The organism is Pseudomonas sp. HD57-3, assembly GCF_056113135.1.
This window is the reverse complement of sequence record NZ_CM148568.1, coordinates 1,990,817-2,004,865: the sequence shown is the minus strand read 5'-3', so window position 1 is coordinate 2,004,865 and position 14,049 is coordinate 1,990,817. Positions and strand designations below refer to the sequence as shown.

At 60.7% G+C, this 14,049-nt stretch carries 16 protein-coding genes; 1 reads left to right on the top strand and 15 read right to left on the bottom strand.

Features of this window, described 5'->3' with window-relative positions:
- Positions 1–3: 3 nt before the first annotated feature.
- Together flhA and AC0R79_RS09030 are read right to left on the bottom strand one after the other, a co-directional pair.
- Positions 4–2,133, bottom strand: coding sequence for a flagellar biosynthesis protein FlhA (gene flhA, locus AC0R79_RS09035; RefSeq protein ID WP_007951956.1), 2,130 nt, complete (start codon positions 2,131–2,133; stop codon positions 4–6).
- 187 nt (positions 2,134–2,320) lie between these two features.
- Positions 2,321–2,989: a hypothetical protein gene (locus AC0R79_RS09030; protein WP_375746052.1), complete on the bottom strand. Its 669-nt coding sequence runs from the start codon at positions 2,987–2,989 to the stop codon at positions 2,321–2,323.
- 522 nt (positions 2,990–3,511) lie between these two features.
- On the opposite strand from AC0R79_RS09030, the gene AC0R79_RS09025 reads away from it, so the two are divergent.
- The gene (locus tag AC0R79_RS09025) at positions 3,512–3,886 is read left to right on the top strand and encodes a DUF6124 family protein (protein ID WP_474734152.1); all 375 of its coding nucleotides are present in this window, start codon (positions 3,512–3,514) and stop codon (positions 3,884–3,886) included.
- Positions 3,887–4,085: 199 nt separating this feature from the next.
- Here AC0R79_RS09025 and flhB read toward each other — a convergent pair whose 3' ends face one another.
- From flhB to fliJ, 13 genes are all read right to left on the bottom strand, one after another.
- On the bottom strand, positions 4,086–5,225 hold the full coding sequence (gene flhB / locus AC0R79_RS09020; protein WP_474734150.1) for a flagellar biosynthesis protein FlhB: 1,140 nt from the start codon (positions 5,223–5,225) through the stop codon (positions 4,086–4,088).
- 3 nt (positions 5,226–5,228) lie between these two features.
- Positions 5,229–6,014 carry a flagellar biosynthetic protein FliR gene (fliR, locus tag AC0R79_RS09015; protein WP_127797304.1) on the bottom strand — a complete coding sequence of 262 codons (786 nt, stop codon included), beginning with the start codon at positions 6,012–6,014 and terminating at the stop codon, positions 5,229–5,231.
- Positions 6,015–6,017: 3 nt separating this feature from the next.
- Positions 6,018–6,287: a flagellar biosynthesis protein FliQ gene (gene fliQ, locus AC0R79_RS09010; RefSeq protein WP_007951951.1), complete on the bottom strand. Its 270-nt coding sequence runs from the start codon at positions 6,285–6,287 to the stop codon at positions 6,018–6,020.
- Entirely contained in the window at positions 6,284–7,042 is a 759-nt protein-coding gene (gene fliP / locus AC0R79_RS09005; RefSeq protein ID WP_039765605.1) for a flagellar type III secretion system pore protein FliP, read from the bottom strand. Before fliP ends, fliQ begins: the two co-directional genes overlap by 4 nt.
- The gene (gene fliO / locus AC0R79_RS09000) at positions 7,042–7,500 is read right to left on the bottom strand and encodes a flagellar biosynthetic protein FliO (protein ID WP_085747106.1); all 459 of its coding nucleotides are present in this window, start codon (positions 7,498–7,500) and stop codon (positions 7,042–7,044) included. Before fliO ends, fliP begins: the two co-directional genes overlap by 1 nt.
- On the bottom strand, positions 7,501–7,959 hold the full coding sequence (gene fliN / locus AC0R79_RS08995; protein ID WP_007951948.1) for a flagellar motor switch protein FliN: 459 nt from the start codon (positions 7,957–7,959) through the stop codon (positions 7,501–7,503). It lies immediately after the preceding gene.
- 57 nt (positions 7,960–8,016) lie between these two features.
- Positions 8,017–8,985, bottom strand: coding sequence for a flagellar motor switch protein FliM (gene fliM / locus AC0R79_RS08990; protein ID WP_003222890.1), 969 nt, complete (start codon positions 8,983–8,985; stop codon positions 8,017–8,019).
- A 9-nt stretch (positions 8,986–8,994) separates the two neighbouring features.
- Positions 8,995–9,498, bottom strand: coding sequence for a flagellar basal body-associated protein FliL (gene fliL, locus AC0R79_RS08985; RefSeq protein WP_085666707.1), 504 nt, complete (start codon positions 9,496–9,498; stop codon positions 8,995–8,997).
- A 145-nt stretch (positions 9,499–9,643) separates the two neighbouring features.
- Positions 9,644–11,005 (bottom strand): flagellar hook-length control protein FliK, encoded by a 1,362-nt coding sequence (locus AC0R79_RS08980; RefSeq protein ID WP_474734147.1) that lies wholly within the window; start codon positions 11,003–11,005, stop codon positions 9,644–9,646.
- A gap of 105 nt (positions 11,006–11,110) precedes the next feature.
- On the bottom strand, positions 11,111–11,458 hold the full coding sequence (locus tag AC0R79_RS08975) for an Hpt domain-containing protein (protein ID WP_007951942.1): 348 nt from the start codon (positions 11,456–11,458) through the stop codon (positions 11,111–11,113).
- Positions 11,459–11,488: 30 nt separating this feature from the next.
- Complete coding sequence (locus AC0R79_RS08970) at positions 11,489–13,192, bottom strand: ATP-binding SpoIIE family protein phosphatase (protein WP_127797301.1); 1,704 nt, start codon at positions 13,190–13,192, stop codon at positions 11,489–11,491.
- Positions 13,193–13,197: 5 nt separating this feature from the next.
- Complete coding sequence (locus AC0R79_RS08965) at positions 13,198–13,497, bottom strand: STAS domain-containing protein (RefSeq protein ID WP_007951938.1); 300 nt, start codon at positions 13,495–13,497, stop codon at positions 13,198–13,200.
- A 101-nt stretch (positions 13,498–13,598) separates the two neighbouring features.
- Positions 13,599–14,048: a flagellar export protein FliJ gene (fliJ, locus tag AC0R79_RS08960; protein WP_007951935.1), complete on the bottom strand. Its 450-nt coding sequence runs from the start codon at positions 14,046–14,048 to the stop codon at positions 13,599–13,601.
- Position 14,049 lies beyond the last annotated feature (1 nt).

The window sequence follows — 14,049 nt, the reverse complement described above, 5'->3', positions numbered from 1 at the left end:
ACCTCAGCCGTTGGGCCCTACTGTCGCAACGATGGTCACTTGCTTGTTGTCCGGAATTTCCTGGTAGGCCAGCACATGCAGTCCGGGAACTGCCAGGCGACCAAAGCGCGAGAGCATCGCGCGAACCGGGCCTGCTACCAACAGGATCACCGGCTGACCTTGCATTTCCTGGCGCTGCGCCGCTTCGATCAGCGAACGCTGCAGCTTCTCGGCCATGCTCGGCTCCAGCAGAACGCCCTCTTCCGAGCCTTGTCCTGCCTTCTGCAGACTATTGAGCAATATTTGTTCCAACCTTGGCTCCAGCGTGATAACTGGCAGCTCCGACTCAGTCCCTACAATGCTTTGGACGATGGCGCGGGATACGCCGACCCGCACAGCGGCCACCAAAGCGGCGGTATCTTGACTCTTGGCGGCATTGTTGGCGATGGCTTCGGCAATGCTGCGGATATCGCGCACCGGCACGTGTTCGGCCAGCAACGCCTGCAATACTTTGAGCAACTGCGACAGCGTGACCACGCCCGGCACCAGCTCTTCAGCCAGTTTCGGCGAGCTCTTGGCCAGCAATTGCATCAATTGCTGCACTTCTTCGTGGCCGATCAGCTCGCTGGAGTGCTTGTACAGAATCTGGTTCAAGTGGGTCGCAACCACGGTGCTGGCATCGACCACGGTGTAACCGAGCGATTGCGCCTGGGCGCGCTGGCTGACTTCGATCCACACCGCCTCCAGGCCGAAAGCCGGATCTTTGGCGGTAATGCCGTTGAGCGAGCCGTAGACCTGCCCCGGGTTGATCGCCAGTTCGCGATCCGGGTAGATCTCGGCTTCGGCCAGGATCACGCCCATCAGGGTCAGGCGATAGGCGCTTGGCGCCAGGTCGAGGTTGTCGCGGATGTGCACGGTCGGCATCAGGAAGCCCAGATCCTGCGAGAGCTTTTTGCGCACGCCCTTGATCCGCGCCAGCAATTGCCCGCCCTGGTTGCGGTCCACCAACGGAATCAGGCGGTAGCCGACCTCCAGGCCAATCATGTCGATCGGGGTCACGTCGTCCCAGCCCAGCTCCTTGGTTTCCATGGCGCGGGCCGGCGACGGCAGCAGCTCCTGTTGACGCTTGACCTCTTCCAGCGCGACGACCTTGGCCACGTTCTGCTTCTTCCAGAACAGGTAAGCGCCACCGGCAGCCAGGGCAGCCATGCTCAGGAACGAGAAGTGCGGCATGCCCGGCACCAGGCCCATGACCGCCATCAGACCGGCAGCCACCGCCAGCGCTTTGGGCGAGGCGAACATCTGGCGATTGATCTGCTTGCCCATGTCTTCCGAGCCGGAAGCACGGGTCACCATGATCGCCGCAGCTGTAGATAACAACAGTGATGGCAATTGCGCCACTAAACCGTCACCAATGGTCAGCAAGGCGTAAACCTTGCCCGCGTCAGCGAAAGTCATGTTGTGCTGGAAGATACCGACGGCCATGCCGCCGATCAGGTTGATGAACAGAATCAGCAAACCGGCGATGGCGTCACCGCGTACGAACTTGCTGGCACCGTCCATCGAACCGTAGAACTCTGCCTCTTGGGCGACTTCCTGACGACGGGCCTTGGCCTGGGCCTGATCGATCAGACCGGCGTTGAGGTCGGCGTCGATCGCCATTTGCTTGCCGGGCATCGCATCGAGGGTGAAGCGCGCGCTCACCTCGGAGATCCGGCCGGCACCCTTGGTTACCACGACGAAGTTGATGATCATCAGGATCGCGAAAACCACGATACCGACCACGTAGTTACCGCCGATCACCACCTCACCGAAGGCCTGGATCACCTTACCGGCGGCGGCGTGGCCGTCCTGACCGTGGAGCATCACCACCCGCGTCGACGCCACGTTCAGCGCCAGTCGCAACAGCGTCGCCACCAGCAGGATCGTCGGGAACACCGCGAAATCCAGCGGCCGCAAGGCGTACACGCAGACCAGAAGCACGACGATCGACAGGGCAATGTTGAAGGTGAAGAACACGTCGAGCAGGAACGGCGGCACCGGCAACATCATCATCGCCAGCATGACCAGCAGCAACAGCGGCACACCCAGATTGCCCCGACTGAGATCGGCAATGTTCGAGCGAGCACTGTTGATTAACTGAGAGCGATCCACCGGTTTTCCCCGTTCCTTTAAAGCAAACTTTTGACGCCCGAAGCAGGCGCACGGCGGCTACTGCAAGAAGCCTTCCAACTTTTGCGGGGGATTGAAACAGAGGGGCTGATGAATGCACAAAGGGGCGGCACGCACGTCGTGCGCCCGCCCCTGTTCAGCGATGTTCACTGAGAAGAAACCCCGATAGTCAACCGGCTACCAGAATGTGCTCCGAAGTGATCGAACCGAAAGAGAGGGCCGCATTATCCAGATAGCGCGTGCCCCTGAACACGTTGTGACCGCCGACATCGACAACATCCTCCTCCGTATACATCAGTACCACCCTGGTGACAGGCGCGACATCAGTGGACTTCACATGACCTTCCATCAGGTTCAATGCCCATTCGAAACGCATGAATGGCAGATCACTGATTTCGATCGGAGGCGCGCCCGCATCCAGTCGAAAGTACTGCCGCGCCGTGATGCGCAATTGGTTGCCGAACACCGTGAATGAGGGTTTTCCATATCGTTGTTCTACGGGCCCGCCATCACTCGCCCACTGGTCCATGTAATAACTGGGGTCGGTAAATAGAGCGAACAACGACGGGTTATCGCGGATATTACCGGCTGCGCCAAAGAAGTAGTTGTAGGAGTAGTGATACGCAAACCCGGCCAGTTCAGGCCGGATCGCATTGATGGGATTATCCAGATAACTCGGAATGAACTGATTGGCCATGACCAGAAAGTTGAGAAAGTCCAGCTTCAGGTCGAACGTCACCTCATAGAAGATGGCCCGCTCGCCTGCGTCCCTTTCCAGCTTCCCTGAAACGAACTCCATCTCCATGCCCGGCAGTTTTCGATAAACGCGCCTTGTCATGATCTACCTCGGATTTCCAGTGAATGAGTTATCAACCACTGCGTTCGCAGAGTGCGAATAGGCAACGGCGTGAATTGCGGGTTTATGAGGCGCCAGGGAACAACACGCGTCTACTGTCAGAACTAACAGGTGGAGGGTCTTTTCAGACCGGCGGCATCAAGTGCCCCTTAAACTCCGGCGTTTAAAAGACACCTCCAGACACGCGTTTGAGGCTACGAATCCTTGCGCCGTTGCCTACAGCTACGCCAGAATCCGCCGGCTTGTGCGCTTTGGGGTCGGGGCCTATTGTGGGTCGGTCGCTGACGAATCAGCGATCGGGTTTAGCGACTCGAATCATAAATAGGTGCACCAGCGCTCGATGCCTTGTCGCAGATTCAATGTCTGCAACTCCGCTATGGTGGCTGTATGCGGGAGACCCTCGGGTCTGCCGGGTGCCTATAACCGGTTCGCTAACCTGCGTACAGCCGCCACCTTACTGTTTAGCGACAGTTCCGGGCGGCTCCACTTTATAGGAGCTTCACCATGATCAAACCCACACCCAATCCACCCGAAACCGATCCCGCCTCGCCCTACGAATCCGCCGATTCCAGAAAGCTTCACGAAGCCGCCGACCGCGCCCTCGATCACTATCTCTGCCCGCCCGACTCCACGCCGCCACCGCGCAAAACCCGCAGAATGTACGCCGTCACCGCGGACTTCAAAAACGAAGAGCTGCTGGTCGATGCCTGCGAAACCCTGGCTTCCGCCAGAACCATCGTCAATGACTTCACCCACCTCATGCCCGCCTCGCAGCGCAGGACGCTGGTGGGGATTGCGCAACTGATCATGCTCGGCGAGCTGGCAGTGAATCGGGTGCTGGACAATCTGGAATTACCGCCGTCGCCGAACCCTGTGTAAGGGCTTGAGTGATGTGCCGTGGCTACTGACGCCTTCGCGGGCAAGCCCGCTCCCACATTTGGAATGCATTTCCCTGTGGGAGCGGCGGTGCGACGATTCGACTTGCCCGCGAAGGCGGCCTCACAAGCACCACAGATCATCAGGCATAAAAAAACCGCCACCGGATTCAACCGGAGGCGGTTTTTTTGTTTCATCAGAATCAGGAATCGCGCCGCAGATCCGGCGGAATCGGCAGGTCGTCCTTGAGCGGTTCCGGGAACTTGCCCTTGCCCGCACGGTGCTGGCGGATCTGGTAGACGTAGGCCAGAACCTGGGCGACCGCCAGGTACAGGCCGCCGGGGATTTCTTCTTCCAGCTCCGTGGAGTAATAGATCGAACGCGCCAGCGCTGGCGATTCGAGGAGCATGACGTTGTTGGCCACGGCGATTTCGCGGATCTTCAGCGCCAGGAAGTCGCTGCCCTTGGCCAGCAGCATCGGCGCCCCACCCTTCTCGGCGTCGTACTTGAGCGCCACGGCGTAGTGGGTCGGGTTGGTGATGACCACGTCGGCATCCGGAATCGCCGCCATCATCCGGCGCTGCGACATCTCGCGCTGGACCTGGCGAATCCGTTGCTTGACCTCCGGCCGACCTTCCTGGTCCTTGTGCTCGTCGCGCACTTCCTGCTTGGTCATCTTGAGCTTCTTGATGCTCTCCCAGATCTGCACAGGAACGTCGACGGCGGCGATGATGATCAAGCCGCACGCCAGCCACAGCGAGCTCCAGCCCACCAGTTGCAAGCTGTGAATGATCGCCCGGTCCAGCGGTTCATGGGCAATGCGCAGCAGGTCGTCGATGTCCGAATTGAGCACCACCAGCGCCACACCCAAGGTGATGAGAAACTTGGCCAGGGCCTTGAGCAACTCGACCACAGCCTTCATCGAGAACATCCGCTTGAGGCCCGCCGCCGGGTTCATCCGGCTGAACTTGGGTGCCAGCGAACCAGCGGCGAACAGCCAACCACCCAGCGCAATCGGCCCGAGGAAAGCCGCCACCAACAGGGTGATCATGATCGGCTGAATCGCCAGCAATGCCTGCAATCCGGAGTTCATCAGGAACGTCGCCATGGAGCGCTCGTCCATGATCACTTCGCGCGACAGCGTGAAGTTCTGGCGCATCAGGTCCATCAAATCCTGCGCCAGCATCCCGCCAAAAATCAGCAGCGCTGCAGAGCCGGCGAGCATGATCGCCAGGGTGTTGAGCTCCTTGGAGCGCGCAATCTCACCCTTTTCCCGGGAGTCCTTCTTGCGCTTCTCCGTAGGGTCTTCTGTTTTGTCCTGACCGCTTTCGCTCTCAGCCATGACTCAGCGCGCCTGTGCCAGTTCGCGTAAAAACTGCAAGGCCTCGGTGGCCAGCGGTTGATACTGATTGAGAATGTCCGCCAACCCGACCCAGACGATGAACAGGCCGAGTACGAGGGTCAGCGGAAAGCCGATGGAGAAAATGTTGAGCTGTGGCGCAGCGCGGGTCATCACGCCAAACGCGATGTTGACCACCAGCAGCGCAGTGACCGCCGGCAGCACCAGCAACAAGGCGGCACCCAGCACCCAGCCGAGTTTGCCGGCCAGTTCCCAGTAATGCGTGGTCATCAACCCGCCGCCGACCGGCAGCGTGGTGAAGCTTTCGGTGAGCACTTCGAAGACCACCAGGTGCCCGTTCATCGACAGGAACAGCAAGGTCACCAGCATCGTGAAGAACTGCCCGATCACCGCCACCGACACGCCGTTGGTAGGGTCGATCATCGACGCGAAGCCCATGCCCATCTGGATCGCGACGATCTGCCCCGCCACCACGAAGGCCTGAAAGAACAATTGCAGAGAGAAGCCCAGCACCGCACCGACCAGAATCTGCTCGGCGATCAGCAGCAAACCGCTGAGATCCAGCGGGCTGACCGCCGGCATTGCCGGCAGGTTGGGCGTGATCACCACAGTGATCGCGAAGGCGAAGTAAAGACGGATCCGCCGGGGCACCAGCGTGGTTCCGAAGACCGGCATCACCATCAACATCGAGGCGACGCGAAACATCGGCAGCATGAACGACGCCACCCAGGTGCTGATCTGGGTATCGGTCAACTGAAGCAGCGATTGCATGGCTTAGCCGATGACCATCGGAATGTTTTTGTACAACTGCGTGATGTATTCCATGAACGTCTGCACCAGCCACGGGCCGGCGACGATCAGCGTGACCAGCATCACCAGCAGACGCGGCAGGAAGCTCAGGGTCTGTTCGTTGATCTGGGTGGCGGCCTGGAACATCGACACCAGCAGGCCCACCAACAGACTCGGCACCACCAGGATCGCCACCATCATGGTGGTCAGCCACAGGGCTTCGCGAAAGATGTCGACCGCTACTTCTGGCGTCATGGCGATACACCTCCGAAACTGCTGGCCAGGGTGCCGATGATCAGCGCCCAGCCATCCACCAGCACGAACAGCATGATTTTGAACGGCAGGGAAATGATCAGCGGCGACAGCATCATCATACCCATCGCCATCAGCACGCTCGCGACCACCAGGTCGATGATCAGGAACGGGATGAAGATCATGAAGCCGATCTGGAACGCAGTCTTCAGTTCAGACGTCACGAACGCCGGCACCAGAATCGTCAGCGGCGCAGCATCCGGAGTGGCGATGTCGGTGCGCTTGGACAGGCGCATGAACAGCTCCAGATCGCTGGAGCGGGTCTGGGCGAGCATGAAGTCCTTGATCGGCACTTGAGCCTTTTCCACCGCCTGCTGGGCCGTCAGCTTTTCCGCGAGGTACGGCTGCAAGGCATCGTTGTTCACACGATCGAACACTGGCGCCATGATGAACAGCGTCAGAAACAGCGCCATGCCGGTGAGGATCTGGTTCGACGGTGTCTGCTGCAAGCCCAGGGCCTGACGCAGGATCGAGAAGACGATGATGATCCGGGTGAAACTGGTCATCAGGATGACGGCGGCCGGAATGAAGCTCAGCGCCGTCATGATCAGCAGGATCTGCAGGCTGACCGAATACTCCTGCGCGCCCTCGGCGTTGGTGCCCAGTGTGATCGCCGGGATCGACAAAGGATCGGCGGCGAATGCCAGCGGCGCGGCCAACATCAAGGCCAGGGTCAAGACGATGCGCAACGCACCCATTACTTCTTATCCTTCTGATCCTTGCCGAGGATCTTCAACAGATGCTGGGCAAATTCCGGAGTCGCTTTGTCGGCGGTGCTCGGCACCTCGACCGGCTCTTTGAGCACGTGCAACGCAGTGATGGTTCCAGGGCTGAGGCCGAGCAGGATCTGCTCGTTGCCGACCTGCACCAGCATCAGACGGTCACGCGGCCCGAGCGCGCGGGAACCGATCAACTCGATCACCTGACCCTTGCCGGCGGGACCTGCCTGCTGCACCCGGCGCAATAGCCAGGCGAGGAAGAAGATCAACCCCAGTACCAGCAACAGACCCAGCACCAGTTGCGTCAGCTGACCCGCCACGCCGCTGTTGACGGCCGGCGCAGCAGTGGCCGCAGTTGCCGCCACCGGCTCGGCCGCGAGTACGCTGAACGGCAACGCCAGCGCCAGACCGAACAAAGCCCCCAGAACCTTTTTCACTCAGCGCAGCTTCTTGATGCGTTCGCTCGGGCTGATCACGTCAGTCAGACGGATGCCGAACTTTTCGTTGACCACAACCACTTCACCGTGGGCGATCAGGGTGCCGTTGACCAACACGTCCAGCGGCTCGCCGGCCAGACGATCGAGCTCGATCACCGAACCCTGGTTGAGTTGCAGCAGGTTGCGAATGTTGATGTCGGTGCTGCCCACTTCCATCGAGATCGATACTGGGATGTCGAGAATCACGTCCAGGTTAGGACCGTCGAGGGTCACTGGGTCGTTGTTCTTCGGCACGCTGCCGAACTCTTCCATCGGCAGACGGTTGGAGCTCGAAGCACCTGCATCGGCGGCCAGCAGCGCGTCGATGTCGGCCTGCCCGGCTTCACCGGTTTCTTCCAGGGCGGCAGCCCATTCATCGGCCAGTGCCTGATCGTCCTGGGTGTTCATATCGTCGTTCATCATTTGTCCTCGGCGGGCAAAAAACCGGTAAAAGAATCAGGGAGTGAGGGCGCCGCTTCAGCGGCGCTCGATCGGCTCGATAACCTGCAACGCAAGGTTGCCTTTGTGCGAGCCCATCTTGACCTTGAAGGCCGGCACGCCGTTGGCGCGCATGATCATGTCTTCCGGCATCTCCACCGGAATCACGTCACCCGGCTGCATGTGCAGGATGTCGCGCAGTTTCAACTGGCGGCGCGCCACGGTGGCACCGATCGGCACGTCGACGTCGAGCACGTCCTGGCGCAGGGCGTTGACCCAGCGCTCGTCCTGGTCGTCGAGGTCCGACTGGAAACCGGCGTCGAGCATTTCGCGCACCGGCTCGATCATCGAGTACGGCATGGTCACGTGCAGGTCGCCGCCACCGCCGTCGAGTTCGATGTGGAAGGTCGAGACCACGATCGCTTCGCTCGGGCCGACGATGTTGGCCATGGCCGGGTTCACTTCCGAGTTGATGTACTCGAAGTTGACTTCCATGATCGCCTGCCAGGCTTCCTTCAAGTCGACGAACGCCTGCTCCAGCACCATGCGCACCACGCGCAGTTCGGTCGGGGTGAATTCACGCCCTTCGATCTTGGCGTGACGGCCGTCGCCGCCGAAGAAGTTGTCCACCAGCTTGAACACCAGTTTGGCGTCGAGGATGAACAGCGCGGTGCCGCGCAGGGGTTTGATCTTGACCAGGTTGAGGCTGGTCGGCACGTACAGCGAGTGCACGTATTCGCCGAACTTCATCACCTGTACGCCACCGACGGCAACGTCCGCCGAGCGGCGCAGCATGTTGAACATGCTGATGCGGGTGTAGCGGGCAAAACGCTCGTTGATCATTTCCAGAGTCGGCATGCGTCCACGGACGATGCGATCCTGGCTGGTCAGGTCGTAGCTTTTGACACTGCCGGGTTCGGCAGCGTTATCGGTCTGTACCAGACCATCGTCGACGCCATGCAACAGCGCGTCGATTTCATCCTGGGACAGCAGATCCTGCACGGCCATGTCGTGTTCCTACTGCAGTACGAAATTAGTGAAAAGCAACTGTTCGATCACCACTTTGCCCAGCTCTTTCTGCGCCACTTCCTGGACGCTGGCTGTGGCCTTCTGGCGCAACATCTCTTGACCGACCGGAGTCGCCAGCGTGGCGAAATCCTGACCGGAGAAGAGCATCACCAGGTTGTTGCGGATCACCGGCATGTGCACTTTGAGCGCTTCCAGATCCGCCTGATTGCGCGCCAGCATGGTGATGCTCACCTGCATGTAGCGCTGACGGCCGTTCTGGTTGTAGTTGGCCACGAAAGCCGGCGCCATCGGCTCGAAAATCGCCGGTTGCTTACCGACCGGGGCCGCTTCGGCCGCCGCCTCGGGCTTGCTCTGGGCGCTGTGCATGAAGAACCAGGTCGCCCCCACGGACGTGCCGATGGCCAGCAACAGACCCAACACGATCATGATGATCAGCTTGAGTTTGCCTTTGGTTGCGGGGTCTTTTACTGCTGCAGCTTCGCTCTTCGCCATGCCAATAATCCGTCACTAATCGGGTTTTCACAGTCGCACGGCAAGGCAAGAGCAAGTGTTATGCCAGAAGTGTCGGAGGGAAATGGTGAGCGGTGGCAAAACGGACGAGGGAGCGGACAGGGCCGCTCCCTCGGGGGAGGATTAATCAGGCGTAGTAGTCGACGGCGCTGGAGCCGATCACGTGAGTAGCCGTGGCCGCCGCTTCAGCCACGGAGGCCGGCGTCAGCTCTTCTTCGGCCGAATCCAGGCGACCGCCGGCAGCGCTGGTGCGACCGCCCTGCCCCTGCTGCGCCTGTTCCTGGCCTTGACCCTGCCAGCCACGGTTCTGGTCGGACACGTTGACATCGACCTGCCCCATGCCTTGCTGGTTGAACATGTCGCGCAGGCGGTGCATCTGACCGTCGAGGGCTTCACGCACGCTCGGATGCGCGCTCATGAACGTCACCTGGGTCTGCTGGTCCGGGACCATGTTCACCCGGATATCCAGACGCCCCAGCTCGGCCGGTTGCAACTGGATGTCAGCCGCCTTCAGGTTGTTGCTCGACAGGTACATGACCCGGTTGACCACTTCCTCGGTCCAGCCGTTCTGGTGCATGGCAATCGGCTGGTTCACCGGCACCGCGTTGGCGGTTTTCGGCGTGGCAGCCTGGGTCAGCGCCGCCAGACGGTTGGCGAAATCATCCACCCGGGTGTCGCTGGTGGCGGTCTTCAGGTCTTTCAGGCCATCATCGATCAGACCGCTGAACGCCTTCTCACCGCCCTGACTGGTGCTGTCCTTGTCAGCCTGCACATCGAGCATGCTGGCCATGCCGGCAGCGAAGTTCTGCGCCGAGGTCAATTCGCCGTCAGCCTGAGCCTGGGCCGGGGTGGCCTTGGGCTGGGACTGGCTGGAAGCGGAAATGTGACCACTCTGCTCCATGGCCATGCGCACGGCAGGCAGTGAATCCAGCGGATCCGCCTCGGGGTCGAAAGCCGGATCAGTGGCCGGCGCCGGATCCTTGACCATAACCGGCAATGCCGCCACGGCAGGTTGATCGGTTTCCGGTTTTGCGGCGGTATCGACAACGGGGGTGGCTACCACCGGCGCGGTGACGACGGGCTCTACCGCTGCCACCAGCGCCGGATCCACCGGTGCCGTATCGACAACAGGAGTCGGTGCGGTATCGGCAGTCTCATCATCAGTAGCGGTCTTGTCGTCCGTTGCCGCCGTCGCCGGTTTGTCGGCGGGCAAGGCTTTGCCGCTATCGGCAACCGCCGGCTCCGTGGCGGCAGACTGATCCTTGCCGAGGTCTTCCTTGCCGCTGTTGTCGGCGACCTTGTCACGGGCAGGTTTTGTCGAATTGTCGACGCTCACCGAGGGCTTGTTCGGGCCTTGATCGGCGAACACCTGAGCGAAGCTGGAGGCCTTGTCCCCGGGCTCTGCGGCCACTGCCGACGATTTGGCCGAGGCAGCTTGCGCCTTGGCCTGTGCGGCGGTCTGAAGAAGAATGTTGGGGCTTGCAGGCATGGCACGGTCTCCGCTGCACTGGGATCGTAGGTACAGTTGAGATAGATGACTGCAAGTGCCGGGCCAGTTTCGTCAGAATTCCGACAAAACCGCCCGGCGGCAGGATCAGTGCGTCAGCGAGCGCTGCCGCTCGGCGACATAAACGGGCCGCACATCGGCGAATTCGCTATGGATGTCGGCGACCAGTTTGATGATTTCAGAAGGGCTTTTGTCTTTGGCATGCTGTTCCAGCTCCTGGCACAGCACCGCAAGACGGGTCGCACCCATGTTGCTGCTGCTGCCCTTGAAGCTGTGCGCAACGGAAGACAATGCGTCGGCATCGGCAGTCTGCTGCAACTCGCGCAGGCGATTTTCGGAATCGGCGAGGAAGGTATCCAGCAGTTCCGGATAGCTGTCTTCCATCACTTCCCGCAGCGCGCTTAGCGCCTCGTGGTCCACATGTGTATCAGCCACTTGTTCACTCCTTGATCAAGAATGCGCGGATTATGCCAGAGCCTCCCAGAAAAACTCCACGCGAGCACTGCGACCATCGTCTGACCAGCTGGCATTACGCGCCAATTGGCGGATCAGGCTGACGCCGCGCCCCGACAAACGGACACCGTCGAGCGGCCGCTCCATCACGCGCGAGACGTCAAATCCCTGGCCGCTGTCTTCGACCCGCACCACCAGACAACCGCCCTCGCCTTCCGGCCGCACCTGCAAATGCACGCGCACGTAACCGTCCTGCAAGGCCTCGAGACGCGCATTGCGCTGCTCGTAATAACGGGCGAAACCCGACGCATCGCGCTTGAGGCTCGAATCCAGTCCCAGCACGCCATGCTCCAGCGCGTTGGAATAAAGCTCGGCCAGCACGCTGTACAGTGCGCCACTCTGCGCCCGCAAGCCATGCACCTCAAGCAGCAACTGCAACAGATAAGGCAACGGGTTGAAGCGCTTGAGCGTGGCACCGCGAAATTCGAAGCTCACCGACCAGTCCAGCGGACAGGACTGGCCGCTGTCGGAATACACCGGCGCCGACGGATTGACCTGCGCCATCTCCAGCAGGCTGACCTCGACCATGCTCACATCGTCACGGGCCTCACCGCGAAAGTCCTGCAACGCCTGCTCGATGTCCTCGAACAGCCGATCCGGCTGTCGATTGGCGGCGAACACCTGGTGCAAGCGCTCGACACCGAACAGCTGATCGTTGGCATCGCAGGTGTCGATGACCCCGTCCGAGAGCAGGAACACCCGATCGCCCACCGCCATCGAATGAACCTCGGTGCGGTCATCGAAGGTCTGCGGGCTGAGCACCCCCAGCGGCAGGTGACGTGCCGCCAGCGGTGTGCGCTCCCCGGTGGCGAGGCAATGCAGATAACCGTCGGGCATGCCGCCGTTCCAGACTTCCACCGAGCGTCGCTGAAAACTCAGGCACAACAGCGTCGCGCAACAGAACATGTCCACCGGCAGGATGCGCTTGAGCTTGGCGTTCATTTCCCGCAGGGTTTCGGCCAGACCGTAACCCTTGGCGGTCATGCCATAGAACACCTCGGCCAGCGGCATGGCGCCGACCGCCGCCGGCAAACCGTGACCGGTGAAGTCACCGAGTAACACATGCATGTCGCCGGCCGGGGTGTACGCGGCCAACAGCAAGTCGCCATTGAACAGCGCATAGGGTGATTGCAGGTAACGGATGTTCGGTGCGCTCAGGCAGCCGGAATGCGCGACCTTGTCGAACACGGCCTTGGCGACCCGTTGTTCGTTGAGCAGATACTCGTGGTGTTTGGCAATCAGGTCACGCTGCTGAAGAACCGTGGCCTGTAAACGTCGCAAGCGATCCATCGCCTTGATTTTGGCGGCGAGGATCACCTGGTTGTAAGGCTTCGCCAGAAAGTCGTCACCGCCGGCCTCAAGGCAACGGGCCAGGGCTTCACTTTCCGTCAGCGACGTGAGGAAGATGATCGGCACCAGGTTTTCACCCGCCAGCTTCTTGATCTGGCGTGCGGCTTCGAACCCGTCCATCACCGGCATCATGGCATCCATCAGCACCAGATGCGGCTTTTGCCGGATAAACGCCTCGACTGCCTCCGCACCGTGGGTGGCCGTCAGCACTTCATGCCCCTGACGACGGACGATGGTCGACAACAACAGCCGGTCAGCGGCGCTGTCTTCGGCAATCAGGATCGTCAGCGGCTCTTGCGGCTGCATGGCCGTCAACTGATGTCGAACAGTTTGTCGAAGTTGGAGATGGCGAGGATTTTCTTCACGTCGGAGCTGCTGTTGACCACGCGGATTTCCGAGTCGTCACCGCCCACATGATCACGCAGCAGAAGCAGCATGCCGAGCGCCGAACTGTCGAGATAGGTCGCCTCCTTGAGGTCGACAATCACCGATTCGGGCTGCTCTTTTTCGTAGGATTGGCGAAATTCCTGATGCTTGGCGAAATCGAATCGCCCCTTGACCGAAATCGTCAGTTTTTTCTTGTCCGGAGAGACTTCTGTAACGACTGACATGTACTGGCTTCCTTGTCATTGACGAACTTGTACAAGGTTTAGCACTTGGAGGGGCCATGGGCAAGGCGCGATGGCGTCGGGATCTGTGCGAGATCTGCCCGTCAAAACGCCTCGTGGCGCGGCAAACGCTGGGACAACTCGTCCAGCAGCTTCTGTTCGCGCTTGTCTTCGGCGCGCTGCGCTTCATCCAGATAACGTTGTACAAGCTTGCGCAGACCTTCGACCCGGGCGAATGCCTGCTGCCAGGCATCGCGGGCCTTGTCCAGATTGTTCTGGTGCCATTGCAGGCTTTGACGCTGCTGATCGACAGCGGTGTCGAGCTGCGCCAGAAAGCCCTGAAAGCCCAGCAGCCATTGCCCGGAAACGCCCGTGCTGCCGCGCACGATCCACTGCTCGGAGTAATCCAGACGAAAGGCATGCAAGTCGGCGAGTTTGCTCTCGGCCACTTTCACCTGACCCTGAAAATAACCCAGGCGTTGCACGGCGGTTTTCTCGGCCTTCTCGGCCATGTCCACCACCGGCGCCAGACGCGCGGCTCGACTCAGGGCCATG

What these genes read in the sequence shown, in the direction of transcription:
- AC0R79_RS09030 (WP_375746052.1), bottom strand. Translation starts at nt 2,989, where the DNA reads ATGACAAGGCGCGTTTATCGAAAACTGCCGGGCATGGAGATGGAGTTC.
- fliJ (WP_007951935.1), bottom strand. Translation starts at nt 14,048, where the DNA reads ATGGCCCTGAGTCGAGCCGCGCGTCTGGCGCCGGTGGTGGACATGGCC.
- flhB (WP_474734150.1), bottom strand. Translation starts at nt 5,225, where the DNA reads ATGGCTGAGAGCGAAAGCGGTCAGGACAAAACAGAAGACCCTACGGAG.
- fliP (WP_039765605.1), bottom strand. Translation starts at nt 7,042, where the DNA reads ATGGGTGCGTTGCGCATCGTCTTGACCCTGGCCTTGATGTTGGCCGCG.
- AC0R79_RS08970 (WP_127797301.1), bottom strand. Translation starts at nt 13,192, where the DNA reads ATGCAGCCGCAAGAGCCGCTGACGATCCTGATTGCCGAAGACAGCGCC.
- AC0R79_RS08965 (WP_007951938.1), bottom strand. Translation starts at nt 13,497, where the DNA reads ATGTCAGTCGTTACAGAAGTCTCTCCGGACAAGAAAAAACTGACGATT.
- fliR (WP_127797304.1), bottom strand. Translation starts at nt 6,014, where the DNA reads ATGCAATCGCTGCTTCAGTTGACCGATACCCAGATCAGCACCTGGGTG.
- fliQ (WP_007951951.1), bottom strand. Translation starts at nt 6,287, where the DNA reads ATGACGCCAGAAGTAGCGGTCGACATCTTTCGCGAAGCCCTGTGGCTG.
- AC0R79_RS09025 (WP_474734152.1), top strand. Translation starts at nt 3,512, where the DNA reads ATGATCAAACCCACACCCAATCCACCCGAAACCGATCCCGCCTCGCCC.
- fliL (WP_085666707.1), bottom strand. Translation starts at nt 9,498, where the DNA reads ATGGCGAAGAGCGAAGCTGCAGCAGTAAAAGACCCCGCAACCAAAGGC.
- fliN (WP_007951948.1), bottom strand. Translation starts at nt 7,959, where the DNA reads ATGAACGACGATATGAACACCCAGGACGATCAGGCACTGGCCGATGAA.
- fliM (WP_003222890.1), bottom strand. Translation starts at nt 8,985, where the DNA reads ATGGCCGTGCAGGATCTGCTGTCCCAGGATGAAATCGACGCGCTGTTG.
- AC0R79_RS08980 (WP_474734147.1), bottom strand. Translation starts at nt 11,005, where the DNA reads ATGCCTGCAAGCCCCAACATTCTTCTTCAGACCGCCGCACAGGCCAAG.